At 51.6% G+C, this 15116-nt stretch carries 15 protein-coding genes and 3 pseudogenes; 4 read left to right on the top strand and 14 right to left on the bottom strand.

Annotated elements, in window-relative coordinates; translation table 11 throughout:
* From HVZ37_RS03640 to tagH, 4 genes and pseudogenes are all read right to left on the bottom strand, one after another.
* Window positions 1-258 (bottom strand): annotated as a pseudogene (locus tag HVZ37_RS03640) (DotU family type IV/VI secretion system protein); the annotation flags it as partial.
* Between the two features lie 34 nt (window positions 259-292).
* Window positions 293-1636 (bottom strand): type VI secretion system baseplate subunit TssK, encoded by a 1344-nt coding sequence (gene tssK / locus HVZ37_RS03635; RefSeq protein ID WP_181628114.1) that lies wholly within the window; start codon window positions 1634-1636, stop codon window positions 293-295.
* 2 nt (window positions 1637-1638) lie between these two features.
* Entirely contained in the window at window positions 1639-2145 is a 507-nt protein-coding gene (tssJ, locus tag HVZ37_RS03630; RefSeq protein WP_090049169.1) for a type VI secretion system lipoprotein TssJ, read from the bottom strand.
* Window positions 2146-2168: 23 nt separating this feature from the next.
* A pseudogene (gene tagH, locus HVZ37_RS03625) lies at window positions 2169-3005 on the bottom strand (type VI secretion system-associated FHA domain protein TagH); the annotation flags it as partial.
* Here tagH and HVZ37_RS03620 point away from each other — a divergent pair.
* On the top strand, window positions 2959-3477 hold the full coding sequence (locus tag HVZ37_RS03620) for a hypothetical protein (protein ID WP_249418375.1): 519 nt from the start codon (window positions 2959-2961) through the stop codon (window positions 3475-3477). The pseudogene tagH and the gene HVZ37_RS03620 sit on opposite strands and share 47 nt — an antisense overlap.
* Here HVZ37_RS03620 and HVZ37_RS03615 read toward each other — a convergent pair.
* Both HVZ37_RS03615 and HVZ37_RS03610 read right to left on the bottom strand, forming a co-directional pair.
* Window positions 3457-4567: pseudogene (locus tag HVZ37_RS03615) on the bottom strand (IS3 family transposase). The gene HVZ37_RS03620 and the pseudogene HVZ37_RS03615 sit on opposite strands and share 21 nt — an antisense overlap.
* Window positions 4568-4739: 172 nt before the next feature.
* Window positions 4740-5276, bottom strand: a complete 537-nt coding sequence (locus HVZ37_RS03610) for a hypothetical protein (protein WP_130097883.1) — start codon at window positions 5274-5276, stop codon at window positions 4740-4742.
* 501 nt (window positions 5277-5777) lie between these two features.
* Here HVZ37_RS03610 and HVZ37_RS23050 point away from each other — a divergent pair.
* Window positions 5778-5936: a replication initiation protein gene (locus tag HVZ37_RS23050; protein WP_240144626.1), complete on the top strand. Its 159-nt coding sequence runs from the start codon at window positions 5778-5780 to the stop codon at window positions 5934-5936.
* A 10-nt stretch (window positions 5937-5946) separates the two neighbouring features.
* A complete protein-coding gene (locus HVZ37_RS23045; protein WP_346654974.1) occupies window positions 5947-6372 on the top strand; it encodes a replication initiation protein in 426 nt (141 codons plus the stop codon).
* Window positions 6373-6711: 339 nt separating this feature from the next.
* Here the strand turns inward: HVZ37_RS23045 and gss are convergent, their stop codons facing one another.
* Window positions 6712-8571, bottom strand: a complete 1860-nt coding sequence (gene gss / locus HVZ37_RS03600; protein ID WP_181628113.1) for a bifunctional glutathionylspermidine amidase/synthase — start codon at window positions 8569-8571, stop codon at window positions 6712-6714.
* 195 nt (window positions 8572-8766) lie between these two features.
* On the opposite strand from gss, the gene yghU reads away from it, so the two are divergent.
* A complete protein-coding gene (yghU, locus tag HVZ37_RS03595) occupies window positions 8767-9633 on the top strand; it encodes a glutathione-dependent disulfide-bond oxidoreductase (RefSeq protein ID WP_042998136.1) in 867 nt (288 codons plus the stop codon).
* A 40-nt stretch (window positions 9634-9673) separates the two neighbouring features.
* On the opposite strand, the gene hybG is transcribed toward yghU, so the two are convergent.
* From hybG to hybA, 7 genes are read right to left on the bottom strand one after another with little or no spacing between them, the layout of a single operon-like run.
* Window positions 9674-9922, bottom strand: a complete 249-nt coding sequence (gene hybG, locus HVZ37_RS03590) for a hydrogenase maturation factor HybG (protein ID WP_042998137.1) — start codon at window positions 9920-9922, stop codon at window positions 9674-9676.
* 30 nt (window positions 9923-9952) lie between these two features.
* Window positions 9953-10294 (bottom strand): hydrogenase maturation nickel metallochaperone HypA, encoded by a 342-nt coding sequence (hypA, locus tag HVZ37_RS03585; RefSeq protein ID WP_042324177.1) that lies wholly within the window; start codon window positions 10292-10294, stop codon window positions 9953-9955.
* A complete protein-coding gene (gene hybE / locus HVZ37_RS03580; protein ID WP_061070586.1) occupies window positions 10287-10775 on the bottom strand; it encodes a hydrogenase-2 assembly chaperone in 489 nt (162 codons plus the stop codon). The genes hypA and hybE overlap by 8 nt, the downstream gene beginning before the upstream one ends.
* A complete protein-coding gene (locus tag HVZ37_RS03575; RefSeq protein ID WP_042998139.1) occupies window positions 10768-11262 on the bottom strand; it encodes a HyaD/HybD family hydrogenase maturation endopeptidase in 495 nt (164 codons plus the stop codon). The genes hybE and HVZ37_RS03575 overlap by 8 nt, the downstream gene beginning before the upstream one ends.
* Window positions 11262-12965 carry a hydrogenase 2 large subunit gene (hybC, locus tag HVZ37_RS03570; protein WP_042998140.1) on the bottom strand — a complete coding sequence of 568 codons (1704 nt, stop codon included), beginning with the start codon at window positions 12963-12965 and terminating at the stop codon, window positions 11262-11264. The genes HVZ37_RS03575 and hybC overlap by 1 nt, the downstream gene beginning before the upstream one ends.
* Window positions 12962-14140, bottom strand: a complete 1179-nt coding sequence (hybB, locus tag HVZ37_RS03565; RefSeq protein WP_042998141.1) for a Ni/Fe-hydrogenase cytochrome b subunit — start codon at window positions 14138-14140, stop codon at window positions 12962-12964. Before hybB ends, hybC begins: the two co-directional genes overlap by 4 nt.
* Window positions 14130-15116: a hydrogenase 2 operon protein HybA gene (gene hybA / locus HVZ37_RS03560; protein WP_042998142.1), complete on the bottom strand. Its 987-nt coding sequence runs from the start codon at window positions 15114-15116 to the stop codon at window positions 14130-14132. Before hybA ends, hybB begins: the two co-directional genes overlap by 11 nt.

Genomic DNA, 15116 nt, shown 5'->3' with positions numbered 1-15116 from the left:
TTTGTCCTGAAGCAATTGCTCCACAGCCTGAACGTCCGTCACGACCTGCGCAAAAAGGTGTTCCGGCATACTCTGACTGTTCATCCCATCCACGCGCATGACCATCCCCAGCAGTGGCGTGGCGGCGTCAATCATCGGGTTGAGACTGTTTCCGCGCAGGGGGAGTCGATACTGGCGGCTGGAGAGATCTTCATCCACATCGTGTACCACAGCACTCTTCTTATCCTGTGTATTCCCTGTAGCCTGGCGGTCATTCATGGCGTCCGACGGGAGGAACTGCTCGCTCATGTTCTTAGCTCCTTATCGCCCACAGCTGGATACCCAGATCCGGAAAAGTACCGGAGATATGCAGCGCCAGCGCTCCGGCTTTCACAACGTCCTGCCAGGCGGCAGCGCCTTTATCCAGCTCGAAATAAACAAAACCGTCGTGATACGGTAACTGGCGCGGGGCTGCGGTGCGGGGCGTCAGTGGAACACCCGGCACCTGGACGCTGACCATATCGCGGATTTTGTTGGTAGCCGCGATTTTTGACTGCTGGGTAAACTGATGAATAAGCTGGCTGTGCGGCATCCGCGCGCGTACCGCCAGAATGAAAGTTCCGGAGCGTAACAGTGTAGGATCATTGACCGTGGCGACATAAAACCCGTCGGAGAAGACGAGCGGCAGATTCTGAGCGCGTGGCATCAACACGGTATTGAGCGCCCGGCGCAGTTCCGGGATCACTGTATTAAATGAATGCGTCAGATCGCGGTGGTTGTAAACTTCCACCGAACAGGGCAGCCGATTGTCTTCTGTAAAGGTCATCAGCTCACCCAATAGCCGGACAAGATCCAGATAAAACGCTTCCGGATGCAGGGTATGCAGGTGTGAGCGGTGGGTGAAATGCATCTGATTGCGGTTAAGCATCTGCAGCATCATAAACTCAGCCACATCCGCGATACCGCTCTGCTCCGGGGAACCAATACGCTTTGCCAGTTCGCTGGCGCGGTTGCTGATAAGCCCCTGCACATCACCGGCAAACCCGTTCAGTTCCGGGCTAACGCGGATAGCCTGGCAGGTCGGGATAAAGCTTTCATCCAGCACCAGCGCACCATTGGCCTGCTGGCTGAGAATGCGACACAGCGGCAACGTGACCATCGCACTGAGATCGTCCGCGCCGCTGACGATTTTCGCCGCCAGTTGCCCCAGAACAATTTGTTGCACGTCGCCATCATCGGAGTGTAAATCACGGACATCGGCGCGGGCCAGACGGTAACGTTCCGTTCCCTGCCCGGCACTTTGGCGGCCTTCAATTTCACAGGTGATATCACTGATAACGGGCAATGCCAGATAGATGTCCTGGCTTCCGGACCGGGAAAGATCGCGCGGTTGATACGGTTCGGGGAGCTGGTCCTGCTCCGGAATGTTGAACACTGTACCATCCGGCATACAACCCGCCGCATTGTTCAGCATGAGTTTTCCCTGGGCAAGCAACTCGGTATTGATCGACAGCGAGGTGAATCCCCAGGCAAAATCAGCCTGTGCACTAATACGCTGGTTCAGCAAATATTCCTGATTGCGCTGCTGTTGCTGGAAGTGCTGCGGCAGGGCAAACAATCCCTCCTGCCAGATCACTTTATTTTTCATGTTCGCCATCGTCAGTCGTCCTCTTTTTTCATTTCAATACTTCCCTGTCGTACATGTACCAGCAGGCGGTAGCTGTGGCCGGTACCTTCTACCGGTTCGATTTGTTTCCACTCGGTAGCCTGGTCATCGGAGAAATAAGCTACAACACCAATAAACTGCGTCTTTTCATCCATCTTCACTGGCGGCAGTGTTTTTAGGGTGTCCGGTAGCAGGTTAAAATCCTGGTGGTCGATATAGTTCTTGCCCAACACATCCGGCAACGGTGTACTGGCCACCGTGTCATAATCAGCAGCCTGTAATTTTGAGTCATCGCTCATATAAATCAGCTGTACGTCGACTGCCGCAGCCTCACCATCCGCATTGGTATTGGTGTCAGGCTCGGTCAACAGCGTGACTGTCACTTCTGAGGGTTGCTCCGCAGGCTTTCCAACCTGAATGTCCGGATTCTTAATCACCTGGCCGAGCTTTTTCACCGTTTCGCAGCCTGTCAGGGTGAGACTGAAAAGCACCATCACCATCCAGGTACGAAAAAAGCGTCCTGTCATGCTTCCGGCTCCCGCTGTTTCTCACGTAATACCCGGTCATACACCTGGGCATAAACCTCATTAAACAGCATCTCAAAACCCTGCTGACGATCGGACGCCAGCTCGTCGTAATAGTGGCTGTACATCTGCCAGGCGCCAGCATCGTCCAGTGGCTGGCGCAGTTCATGACTGCGGCGATACTGTACAAAACGACGCATCAAGCTCTGTGGCGAGAAAGCATCCAGTAATACGCGCAGCGATTCGACAATCGCTGCGCGGTTTGCTTCTTCATGGTGCCGGACATTGCGCAGACTCTCGCCGACTGCGGCAGGCGCCGCCAGATGCACCGGGCTTTTACCCTCCGCAAACATCACATCGAGGGCGGCGGTGTAATCCATGTTCAGGCGTAAAGGGTTATCCTCCAGCGGGCGCAAATGTTTATCGGAAAGACTGTTGCGACGCTGTTGCAGATCGAGTAATCCCCTGATAGCCGCCTGCAACGTCCGACCCGCCTCCTCAAGAAAATCATCCGCATCCTGTGAGTTACGTACAGAAAGCGAGCTACCCAGTCCACGTAACAGCGGGGTGACGGCAAGATGAGGCTGGGCTGTATCCACCGGGGAGGCGACATCGTCATGACGGATCTGGGGATCGGGATAGACTGGCGGTAGATCCATAAACGGTTTGTCGATCGCCCCATCTCTTTCGGGCGCAGAAGATCGGACAGGCACAATCCCGGGAAGCGTGTCGCCCACAACCGTCAGGCTTTCCGCCTGGAGAGCCTGGAGCGGATCGGCTGAAAAGCTGTTGACGACAGTATCGGCAAGCTGGTGCATCCGGGGCATTCCCGGATATCTGACGTCATGGCAGATAGCAGACCACGCGCCGCTGACCTTTGAGCACGACCTGTGTGGCCAGGAGACATCCAGACGAAGCGAAGCCGGTTTTTACCAGCAACCTGGCTACACGCAGACGGGGAGGCTGACCACACAGCGGGCCGGGAGCCAGGCAGAGCCACAGGCCAGGAACAAGGACCTGCAACGCCAGTGGCTGTATGACAAAGCCTACAATCTGTCGATGATATCGGACTCGCTGCGCGGGACGATGGTCAACAGCATGACGGCGAACGACCAGATAAGCCATGCCACCTGGACGGGCAGCGGCAGTACCCTGATGCGCGAGGAGCGCTTCACGTACGACAGTAATCTCAACATCACCCGCCGCCAGACGTGGGTGAACGAGGTGATGGAGAGTGAGGCGTACCAGCATCAACAGCATGGCCGGGTGACTGTAAATAGACCCGTTTTAGTTCCAGGCATTTTTTGAGATCCCGGCCAAATGATTGTGTTGCCGATATTCCTCCGGCGTCATATTGTTCAGTGATTGATGAGGGCGTTCACAGTTATATTCTGACACCCATCTTGCCGTGATTTCCCGCACTTCATTCAGCGTTCTGAACAGATAAAATCGAGTATTTCTGTACGGTATGTTCGGTTAAAGCGCTCAATAAAAGCGTTCTGCGTCGGCTTATCCGGCTGAATAAATTCCAGTTTTACTGCATGTTGCTCTGCCCATTCAGCCAGTACAAGTGAGATAAATTCCGGACCATTATCCATGCGTAGCATGACCGGATAGCCGCGATTTGCCGCGATCCTGTCGAGTACCCGGACGACGCGCAGAGCTGGCAGATTCAGATCGATTTCAATCGACAACGCCTCACGGTTAAAGTCATCAACGACATTGAACGTGCGAAAACGACGACCACAGACCAGGGCATCATGCATAAAATCGACAGACCAGCTCTGGTTCAGCGCTTCCGGTGTGGCCAGTGGCGAGGGATTACGCACTGGCAACCGTTGTTTGCCTTTACGGCGAAAATTCAGCTTCAGCAGACAATAAATACGATGGATCCTTTTGTGATTCCACGGGTATCCCTGCCGCCGCAGAACCTGGAAAAGTTTTGGAAAACCGTACCGTGGGTATCGCTCTGCCATTGCCTGCAACGCGACAATAACGGGTTCGTCACGCGTGGTATCCGGACGGTAATGGTAAACCGTTCTGCTCAGGTTCAGACTCCGGCAGGCCTGACGGATACTGAGTCCAGATGTCATTATCAGATGAGTGACCAGCTCACGCTTAAAGGCTGGCTTTAAAGCTTTTTTTCGATAACATCTTTCAGCGCCCGGTTCTCAAGGCTCAGGTCGGCAAACATCTGTTTGAGACGCCGATTCTCGTCCTCAAGATCCTTGATCTTTTTAATATCAGAAGCCTCCATGCCGCCGTATCTGGACTTCCAGTTGTAGTAGGTAGCTTCAGATATACCGGCCTCCCGGCAGACATCCTTAACAGTTCGTCCGGCTTCAACCGATTTAATGACGGCAATGATCTGATGCTCAGTAAAACGGGCTTTACGCATAGCGATCTCCTTTGTTGGCAGATTGATTATGCCGGAGGATCTCTAAATGTGAATGGCACGATTATGCGGGATACTTACAATATAAACTTGTAATGGATGATGGTTCACGTAGTGGGCCATCACCCTGTTAGAAAGATTTTTATTTTTTTCATGGCGCGAGAATATTTGTTTATCAATCAATGAGTCTCACTTGCCGGACTTCATAAACGAACTCTGGTTCATTTATATATTGTATAGCTATATCCCAAAGTGGATTAGTCCTGTCATTTAGGTTTTCCGCAAGTACCTTGATTTCTTCCGGCGCGTCGTCTCGGAAATATCCTTTTTTATCTTTGTTCTTATCATAACTGACTCCTGTTATCTCGAACTTTAATGGCTTTACGCGCTTAGATTTTTGTTGCTCTATGTCTTTGTGCGCGGTTTCCCATGTTAAGGCGCGAACCATCAAGTAATAGCTATGCTCATCAAACCTGCTATTTATGATGTATGAAGATTTCGGTGGATATTGTGGGTGAATTTTCCTCTTGTATAGCCCACCCGTGACAAACTTGAAGTGCAGATCGTCTGATGACATCTCATAGCGTCGACAGTTAGATATGTCTATCCAATATCCTTTTGATTGAGCCAAATTTTTTTTAACAAAGAGGATTGCACAGGCTTCCTCGGTATGAGCGTATTCGCGGTATCTTTTAAGGAGTAAGTTATCCATGTGTGAGCCAACCTCGAAGTATTCATATTGCACAAATTTTAGTGTCTTTGAGACTATATAGCATATGCACACATCTTCTTGTCAAGATAATAAATATTAATTTTTACAGATCTAGTTTTACTTTTATTTCTTATTAGTACCATAATCATAACGTATCTTTAGACTATAAAGATAGCCTCCCTGAATAACATTTACAACCAAATAACACACAATATCTGATATGGCTTTTAGTCACTTGACAAAAACTTTAAATGTATTATTGATTTATTAATGAGCATAAATGTAAAAATAAATCTCCTGTTTTGATAGCCGCCAAACAATTACAAAAAGGAGCACTAAAGGAAGGTAAAAATGTTGTTTGAAGATAATATCTTTAATATGGAAAACTATAAAAGTCAAATACAAAAATACGCATTATGCTGCGATGACTTCAATGATGGTGTATATAGAAACCCAAAAGAAATGGCGTTATTAAAAATAATATATAGGGTTTAATAACAGATGGTTTGTGAATGGTTTCTTTTCGACATAGACCATGATAATGGCGCAATCGTCTGGGATCTTGTAGGTTTACCGAATCCTAACACGATAATACAGAGTACAAAAAATTGTCATGCGCATTTGCTCTATGCCTTAAAAAAGTCCAGTTCTAAAAACTGACTCGACAAGAATAAAACCGTTAAAGCTGGCATCAATTGTTCAATGTGGGTTTACAGAAAGATTAGATGCTGACAGAGCGTATGCAGATATTTTAATGAAAAATCCTTTAAATACTAAAGAATGGCATACAACGTGGACAGATACTACGGCATATGACTTAAGCTATTTAGCTGATTTTGTTCATGATACTGTTAAGATAAAATTCTCAGAAAAAGCAAGTATAAAACTGAATGGCAAAATGTTAACATTAAAGCGGATACAATCAGATAAAACCACATCTATTTTCAAAAACAATGATATTTCGATTACGACGATACAATCTTCATTACAAAAATCAAATATGAAAGAAGAAGGTAACGATGTCAAATTAAGCATCACCATCAGGGCAAGAAACAGTGAGAAGAAATTTGATCTGTCTGAATACTGTGGTATTTAGAAGAGTGCGTTAAGCATTCTCTTTCACATTAAACAGCCTACTGCGTCATTACAATTCCACTACCCAACTTAATAACTAAACATCGTCTATGACCAAATACCTTCTGGATAATAAAGAGAGCAGATTATGGTTTTTGAAAAACCAAAGGTTAGGAAAGTATTATTCAGATGACAAAATTAGTGTGCCACAACAACCGCAAATCGACAGTACTGAGAACCAGGTTGAGAAGCAAAAAAATCCGTAATCCCTGGGAGATTACGGATTTTTACACATCGACTGCATCGGTCAGCTTTCGGCTTTAGAAACATGCTCCGGCTATAACCGTATCCTGCTGAGAGCTCACCCCTTCACCACAATCAACGGTTCAATGTCGCTCTCTTTCTTAACAACCAGCGATTCGTCGCCACGCAGGCAGGTGCCGCCGTAGTTGCCGCCAACGGTAAAAGTGCACACCTGAATATACTTACCGGCAACGTTTGGCAGACACCATAATTGCTGATAAATGTTCTTCTGTGCAGCAAATTTCCCGCTGGTTTTGTCCAGCAGTTCTTCCTGATGGCTGACCAGGTCGATATTGCTGCCACAGCGACCCGCAATCGGTTTCACCGCATAACCGGTTTGCGCCAGTTCATCATTGACGACAAAATCGGTATCCAGCAGATAGCGGTGGTGCGGGAAAAGTTGCCACAGGATCGGCAGGATCGCTTTGTTACCCGGGATCACCGTCCACAGCGGCTCAAAGACCAGCACTTCCGGGCGCAGTAGCACATCGATCAACCGCACATCCTGATGAGTATGTCCGGTACGAATCGGCACGGCGGCATACTCGGTTTCGCTGACTTCACGCACCTGCTCAATCGCCGTTTCCCATGCCCAGGTTTTCCAGACGCAGTTCACCAGGCGTCCGTCACCGTCAATGAGTTGTCCGGCATCGTCCCAGCGCAGTTCATCCAGCCCACGCAGGATCTTACTTTCAAACCCGGCCTGATGCAGCGCCTGCTGCATAAACTGGGCATGATAGTTCTCCTCAATATCCTTATCCTGCATGATGTGCACGAATGGACGTGCGTGGCTGTGTTTCCAGGCCCCCGCCAGCTCATTGATCAGGCCTTCCGCCGGGTTATGTCCTTTACCGGTATAGCCTTGCTCCGCCCAGCGTTCGAGGATCAGCCCCGCTTCGGTATGGCACGACGCGGAATCGGCGTTGTATTCGTACACCTTCAGCCCGCGCTCATCCATGCAGAAATCCATACGACCGGTGATCATATGGTGGCGACGGCGCTGCCAGGAGAGGCGCAAACGCGGCCAGAGGATTTTGGGAATGTCGAACAGCGCCAGCAGATTGTCGTCTTTCAGCACCTTGTCTGTAGCGTGCAGATACATCAGATGCAACTCGTTGGTCGCTTTGATCAACTCCTGTTCGGCACTCTCGGTCATCGTGAAATACTGATACGGATCCTGATTGATCACGTGACCGTTCGCTGTCACATAGGCTTTTTGCAGCGGATCCTGTTCATCCAGCCATTTACCGTCAAACTGGCCGTTTTCTTCCAGTCTTGCCGCGCCAATCTTCAGCGAATCATTGGCGATCTCCGGCTGTGGCAGGCTGTGCCGGGTATCGTCGGTCTGGATCATCCAGCCCAGAATAGTAGTGTCGTCAAAGGTGTCTTTCAGGGTATAGCAGCCATTTTCCACCACCATCTCCAGCTCACGCGTCCACTGCTGTCCGGGAGGAAGCGGCGTGTGAATGACGTTCTGCTCGGCAATGCGGATTTTGTTATCCAGCAATTGAGTGATAATCGCGACATGGCCGGTGTCTTTAAATTCTCCGCCTTTCTGCCAGATCAGCAGCGCCCCGGCGACCGGTGCGCGAGGCGACCCGTTAGGAAACGCCTGTAGCGGCAGAATGTTGTCGTTCACCACTTCGCGCAGGAAACGCAACGAGAAAATCTCCCACGCCATGCCGACATCGGTGAACACCGCACCATAATTCAGGAAGAGAAAACGGCGCGCGAACTCGACGCACTGCCATTTGTGGCCCATGTATTCGTTGTCGATGTAGCTGCGAAACGCGGCGTCATCGTCATAGTCCCGCGGGTCGAGGGAGCTGTAATCTGAAGAGTAGATCGCTACACCACCGGGGGCATAGCCCAATAATGTCCCGAACGGGGCATCCTGACTGGTCGTTCCTTTGCTCATGCACCTTACCTCAAAACTATACAGCTGGGCAGCTTCTGCTTGCCTGCCCTACACCGCCGACCATCATACACCTCAACGCAGCGGGTGCGTGCGCAACAACGAAAAATAGACAGGTGTAAATGTGCCGATCTGTTAAAGGTACGGATGGCGACCTGCTACACTGCTTCAACACAACCACTCAGAAGGCAGGTCAACATGTCAGATAACACTTATCAGCCCGCGAAAGTCTGGACGTGGGAAAAATCCAATGGCGGTGCGTTCGCCAACATCAACCGTCCTGTCTCCGGTCCGACGCACGACAAAACGCTGCCGGTCGGTAAACATCCGCTTCAGCTCTATTCGCTGGGTACGCCGAACGGCCAGAAAGTCACCATCATGCTGGAAGAACTGCTGGCACAGGGAGTGAGCGGTGCGGAATATGATGCCTGGCTGATTCGCATTGGCGAAGGGGATCAGTTCTCCAGCGGCTTTGTGGAGGTGAATCCCAACTCGAAGATCCCGGCATTGCGCGATCATTCGCAAAATCCACCGGTGCGTGTGTTTGAGTCGGGCTCGATCCTGCTGTATCTGGCAGAAAAATATGGTTATTTCCTGCCACAGGATTTAGCAAAACGTACAGAGACATTGAACTGGCTGTTCTGGCTGCAGGGTGCAGCGCCCTTCCTCGGCGGTGGTTTCGGTCATTTCTACCACTACGCGCCGGTGAAGATTGAGTACGCGATCAACCGCTTTACGATGGAAGCCAAACGCCTGCTGGACGTGCTGGATAAACAGCTGGCGAATAACGCTTACGTGGCAGGCGATGAGTACACCATTGCCGATATGGCTATCTGGCCGTGGTTTGGCAACGTGGTGCTGGGCAATGTGTACGATGCGGCAGAATTCCTTGATGCGGGCAACTATAAAAATGTGCAGCGTTGGGCAAAAGAGATAGCGGAACGTCCGGCAGTTAAACGCGGGCGAATCGTGAACCGGACCAACGGACCGTTGAATGAGCAGCTTCATGAACGTCATGATGCCAGCGATTTCGAGACCAATACCGAAGATAAGCGCCAGAATTAACGCTAAAAAATGCCGGACAGAACCTATCCGGCATTCACTCTTATGCGCTGGTGACGTCGTACTCCATACGGCGTAGTGCATCCAGCGTGGCTTTGGCTTCTTCTTCATCGATGATGCTCATCGCAAACCCCACATGCACTAACACCCACTGCCCGACCAGTTCCGCAGGACTGCCTTCACAAATCAGCGCAATATTCACATCACGCTTGATGCCGCACACTTCCACCTGCGCAAGCTGGTGAATATCTTCACCGACGGCCAGAACCTGGCCTGGAACGCCTATACACATGTCTGACTCCGCCCCATGTCACATCATGGGTTATTCAACTTCAATACTTTTCACTTTCAGCGAATCGCCGGTATCAACACGCAGTCGGTCGCCATGACAACGCGGACATTGCGCATCGTGTTGGGTGATTTCAACCGCCTGACTGCAATCCCAGCACCATGCCTGCGCCGGTTTGTAATCGATGTGCAATTCACAGCCTTGCGCCACCGTCCCCTGGCAGACAATATCAAAACTAAAACGTACCGCGCTCTCTTCAACACAGGACAGCGCGCCAATCTCCAGCCACACGCCGGTGACGCGCTTTACGCCATGCTGTTCAGCCTGCTGTTGAATGATTTCAACCGCACTCTGGCAAAGAGACAGCTCATGCATTCTGCAAACCCCGACGCCCGAACAGCAGCGCGCGACGGCTTGTCTGCGGCGCATCCGGATCGCTGACCGGCAGCGACAACAGCATGCGCGCGCAGTCATCAGCCAGACGTACGCCCTCTTCAGACGACATACTGTGATTGAGCGGTGACATCAGCGAGCAGGAGAGGTATTGCGATACACCATCCAGTTCGCCCACCGTGAATGTCATCGTGCCATACGGCAGACGCAACCCAAGCTTTTCACTGACTTTACGCACTGGCCAGAGCTGGTCTGGTCCGGGGAAAATCAGCGCGCTCAGCATCCACGGCGTAATCACACATCCCGTCCACTGCCCTTCAAACAATGTAAAGTCAGAGACATACACTGGCATATCAGGATGTAGAAAGGACAGATCGTGCATTGAACGCTGCGCAATCGCTTCAAACGCAGCCTGAACCTGTGCTTTCGGAGCAGCCTGGAACCCGGAAATCTCCTCAGACATGCGTCGCCTCCCGAGGGATCGCTTCAACGCCCGACTCACGCAGCGCAGCCAGAACCTGCGCAAGCGCAGGTTCAATCATCGCTTCAACCGTTGGCGTTAAACCAATGTTCGGCTCCAGCGATTCCGGAATGACGCCAATTAGCGTCAGTTTTTTCGGAAACTCGCCGGTAAAGCGAAGGGCCGACAGAACGTCGGCCAGGCCCAATTGATGCGGGGAGATTTTGTTGGTAAACAGCGCCGGCACTTCATCATCCCGCAGGACCATGATCGTACCCGGGGTGTTTTTTCTCGAGACAATGGCGTCCGCGATGATCAGATGATCCCGGTTCGCCATGTCGCCGAGCAACTCCATACCCGCCGTACCGCCATCGAGGATTTCAACGAAATCCGGCAATTCATATCGCTGCTCTAAGGCTTCAACGATACGAACGCCGATGGCTTCATCGGTCAGCAAAATATTGCCGACCCCTAAGACTAAAATCCGCATTACAGAACCTTCACAGAGACAACTTCGTTCCCGTCAGCGTCAACAACGTGTACCGCACACGCCATACAAGGATCGAAGGAGTGAATAGTACGTACTACTTCAAGCGGTTTTTCCGGATCGGCAATCGGCGTACCTACCAGCGACTGTTCGTACGGACCGACGTCATCGTTGAAGTTACGCGGGCCGGAGTTCCAGGTTGACGGTACAACCGCCTGATAGTTACTGATGATACCGTCTTTAATCACCATCCAGTGAGAAAGCATCCCGCGCGGTGCTTCAAGGAAACCCACACCTTTAAATTCGCCTGTCGCCGGAATATTCGGTTTCACGAACGTGGTGTGGTCACCTTTGCCGATATTGGCAATCAGCGCGCTGTACTGATTCTGCAGGATACCCTGTAGTTCACAGCAGTGAACGGTACGACCAATAATACGCCCCAGCGTAGAGTGCAACTGCGCCACTTCCAGCGTTTTGCCCGTCAGCTTCTGATAAATCGCGATGATTTCATTCAGTTTCGCTTTCGTGGCCTCACGTCCGGACGCCAGTTTAACCAGCATATTCGCCAGCGGCCCCACTTCGACGGTTTTACCGTAGAAGGTCGGAGATTTCACCCATGAATATTTGCCATCATCCGACCAGCCGTTATATTCCGGAATGGTCGTCCCTTCCCACGGTGCCTGCGGAGCTTCGTCTTTATACCAGGCATGTTTGGCGCTCTCCTGGATCCCTTTGATCAGGTACTCGTCGGAGTGAGAGGAGATCGGACGATAGCTCGCCAGATCGGCATTCTCAATATAACCGCCAGGGAACAGGAAGCTGCCGTTTTTACCGTCGGTCGGGAATTCCGGTGCAGCCAGATAGTTAACCGCCCCCTTACCGCGCTCCAGCCATTCTGGATAGAACGCGGCGATAACCGCAGTATCGACCTTGTACACCTGTTCAACAAAGTCGCTCAGCTTGTCGATGAAGGACTTGATGTACATCAGGCGTTCCAGGTTCAGTACGCCCAGACCGTCGAGGTTGATCGGGTTGGCAACGCCCCCCACCGCCAGGTTCTGGATGTGCGGCGTTTTACCGCCCAGCAGTGCCACCACGCGGTTTGCATCACGCTGGCATTCCAGCGCCTGCAGATAGTGAGCTACCGCAATCAGGTTCACTTCCGGCGGCAGTTTCATCGCCGGATGTCCCCAGTAACCGTTGGCGAAAATCCCCAACTGGCCGCTGGCGACCAGGTCTTTGATCTTGTTCTGAACTTTCGTGAACTCTTCCGCGCTGTTCAGATGCCAGGTCGACACGCCGTTCAGCATCGCTGACGCTTTTGCCGGATCGGCTTTCAGCGCCGAGGTAATATCCACCCAGTCCAGCGCCGAAAGCTGATAGAAGTGAACGATATGGTCATGAGTAGTATGCGCTGAAAGAATGATGTTACGGATGTATTGTGCGTTAACCGGAACGTCAATGTTCAGCGCGCTTTCTGCCGCACGAACCGAGGAGATCGCGTGCGTAGTCGTACAAACACCGCAAATACGTTGCACAATCATCCACGCATCACGCGGATCGCGATTTTTCACGATCTCTTCCATGCCGCGCCACATGGTACCGGAGGCCCATGCTTTTGATACAACGCCGTTTTCGATTTCGCAATCGATACGTAAGTGCCCCTCAATACGGGTTACGGGATCAATAGTAATTCTCTGGCTCATGCTTTGCTCGCCTCATGACGATTGTGATCGTTTTGTTTTAAAGGAGGAAGTATCGGCAGTAGACGAATGAGTACGATGTAAGCGCAAATCTCAATAGCCACAAAACCAATAGAAATCAACAGTTCTTCCCAGGTTGGGAAGTAGTGGTAACCGCCGCCTGGATTAAATGCCACCAGCGAATAGGACAGACGCCATGTCGCGCAACCCAGCAGCGCGCTGAGCGCAGACAGGTACAACATGCGTGAATCATTACGCCATTTAGCAACGCGCAGGACGACCAGCGGGAAGACCATCAGCACGACTTCAAGCCAGAACATTGCTGAGTAGAAATCGCCTGCAAAGGCATACGACAGCTTGCCCCGGTAAACCAGCTCACCAAAGCGCAGCACGACAAAAATCGCCAACATCACGCTGATGGTGTTCGTCAACTTGATGAACAGGTTCTTCTCATCCGGGCCTTTTCCTCTCAGGCCAGCCTGAACCAGAGAGCCTTCGAAGATGACGATCGAGAAGCCCATAATAAAGGCGGTCAATACCGAGAACAGCGGCAGCATTTCATAGCTTTGCCACAGCGGATGCACCTTGTAGCCTGCCGAGATCATCAGCGAGCCCATTGAGGACTGGTGCATGGTCGGCAACAGCGCTCCGAGAGCGATGATGAAGAACATCAGCTTATTCAGGCGTTTCAGCGACACCTTCCAGCCCAGACGTTCAAACAACGCAGGGGCAAATTCCAGCGCCATCACCCCAATGTAGATGGTCATACAGACCGCCGTCTCGAACAGAACCGAGTTCACGTTGAAGTGACCCGGAATGTAGAAGTACGGCAGGTTCCAGTAACGACCCACATCAATGGTAATCGACAAGCCACCCAGAGAATAACCAAACAGACTCGCCAGCAGCGCCGGACGCACCAGCGGATGGTATTGTCCCCGGTTGAAGACATACACCGCCCATGCCAGCGCCCAACCGCCACAGGCAAAGCCGGTGCCGATTAACAGGTCAAAGGCAATCCAGACGCCCCATGGGAAACCGCCGTTCAGATCGGAGACAGACCCCAATCCAAATACCAGACGCTTCACGATCAGGAGCATACAGAGGATGATTAACGGCCCGAAGATGATGACCGGTTTGCTGATAATTTTGCCGCCCAGCGGTTTAGGATCATGACTCATGATCGTCTCCTCCGTCGTGATGGTCGTTTTTGGTATTACGACGAACCAGCACGGTCAAGCCCGCCAGCACGGCCAGTGGTAGCATCATGCCTTTATACAGGGTGTGTTGAACATGTTCGGAACGCGCGCCGGTTGAAATCTCATCCAGCTTCGGCAGATCCAGATTCTCGTAAGGCACCCCGGTCAGTACCAGCACCTGAGTCCCACCGCCCTCTTTTTCACCGTAAAGATGTGGATAGTACTTCGGCACAGTATGCACGTAGGTATCGCCCGTTTTCAGGGTTTGACGCGGATAGTGGTATTCGCTGCCAGGCTTCAGCGCCAGACGCTTTTGCGCCTCGGCCATCAACTCTTCACGGGTACCAAAAATGACCGCACCGGCAGGACAAACCTCAACACAGCCCGGCAAGCCGCCCTTATCGAGACGCTCAACGCCTTTCTGGTTACACAATTCACATTTGTGAAGCGCACCAAACGGGTTGTTGTAGTCATACTTCGGCACGTTGTACGGACAGGCAACCATGCAGTAACGGCAGCCGGTACAAACGTCTTTGTTGTAATGAACGATGCCGGTTTTCGGATCTTTTTTCAGTGCGGAAACCGGGCAGACGGAAACGCAGTTGGGATCGACGCAGTGCATACACTGTTTCTTGATGTATGCATAGCCGTTCTCTTCCTGATCTTTATTCACGCCTGTACCGCTACGCCACACCTGAATGATGTTATTGGTGTACGGCGACAGTTTGTCGTTGTTCGACCAGGTCTGCTCCCCTTCCGGGTTACGCGCCGGGAAGTTGATATCCTGACACTTGGTCACACAGGCCTGACAGCCCACGCACAGCGTCGAGTCATACAACATACCCAGAGAACCGGGGATGGGCGGGCGATTTTCTGCAGCCGCGTGGCTGATAGACGGCGCAGCGCCTAACAGCAACGCCCCGCCGGAGGCTGCTTTGATAAAGTTACGTCTGTTCAC

Origin of the sequence: Citrobacter sp. RHB35-C17 (genome assembly GCF_013816795.1) — a bacterium.
Lineage (GTDB): Bacteria > Pseudomonadota > Gammaproteobacteria > Enterobacterales > Enterobacteriaceae > Citrobacter_A > Citrobacter_A amalonaticus.
This window is presented reverse-complemented; position numbering and strand designations above follow the sequence as displayed.

Bases quoted from the DNA above. Each gene is read 5' to 3' on its own strand.
- hybE (WP_061070586.1), bottom strand. From the start codon at position 10,775: ATGTCTGAGGAGATTTCCGGGTTCCAGGCTGCTCCGAAAGCACAGGTT.
- tssJ (WP_090049169.1), bottom strand. From the start codon at position 2,145: ATGGTGATGGTGCTTTTCAGTCTCACCCTGACAGGCTGCGAAACGGTG.
- hybG (WP_042998137.1), bottom strand. From the start codon at position 9,922: ATGTGTATAGGCGTTCCAGGCCAGGTTCTGGCCGTCGGTGAAGATATT.
- tssK (WP_181628114.1), bottom strand. From the start codon at position 1,636: ATGGCGAACATGAAAAATAAAGTGATCTGGCAGGAGGGATTGTTTGCC.
- HVZ37_RS03575 (WP_042998139.1), bottom strand. From the start codon at position 11,262: ATGCGGATTTTAGTCTTAGGGGTCGGCAATATTTTGCTGACCGATGAA.
- gss (WP_181628113.1), bottom strand. From the start codon at position 8,571: ATGAGCAAAGGAACGACCAGTCAGGATGCCCCGTTCGGGACATTATTG.
- yghU (WP_042998136.1), top strand. From the start codon at position 8,767: ATGTCAGATAACACTTATCAGCCCGCGAAAGTCTGGACGTGGGAAAAA.
- hybC (WP_042998140.1), bottom strand. From the start codon at position 12,965: ATGAGCCAGAGAATTACTATTGATCCCGTAACCCGTATTGAGGGGCAC.
- hypA (WP_042324177.1), bottom strand. From the start codon at position 10,294: ATGCATGAGCTGTCTCTTTGCCAGAGTGCGGTTGAAATCATTCAACAG.
- HVZ37_RS03610 (WP_130097883.1), bottom strand. From the start codon at position 5,276: ATGGATAACTTACTCCTTAAAAGATACCGCGAATACGCTCATACCGAG.
- hybB (WP_042998141.1), bottom strand. From the start codon at position 14,140: ATGAGTCATGATCCTAAACCGCTGGGCGGCAAAATTATCAGCAAACCG.
- HVZ37_RS23050 (WP_240144626.1), top strand. From the start codon at position 5,778: ATGGTTTGTGAATGGTTTCTTTTCGACATAGACCATGATAATGGCGCA.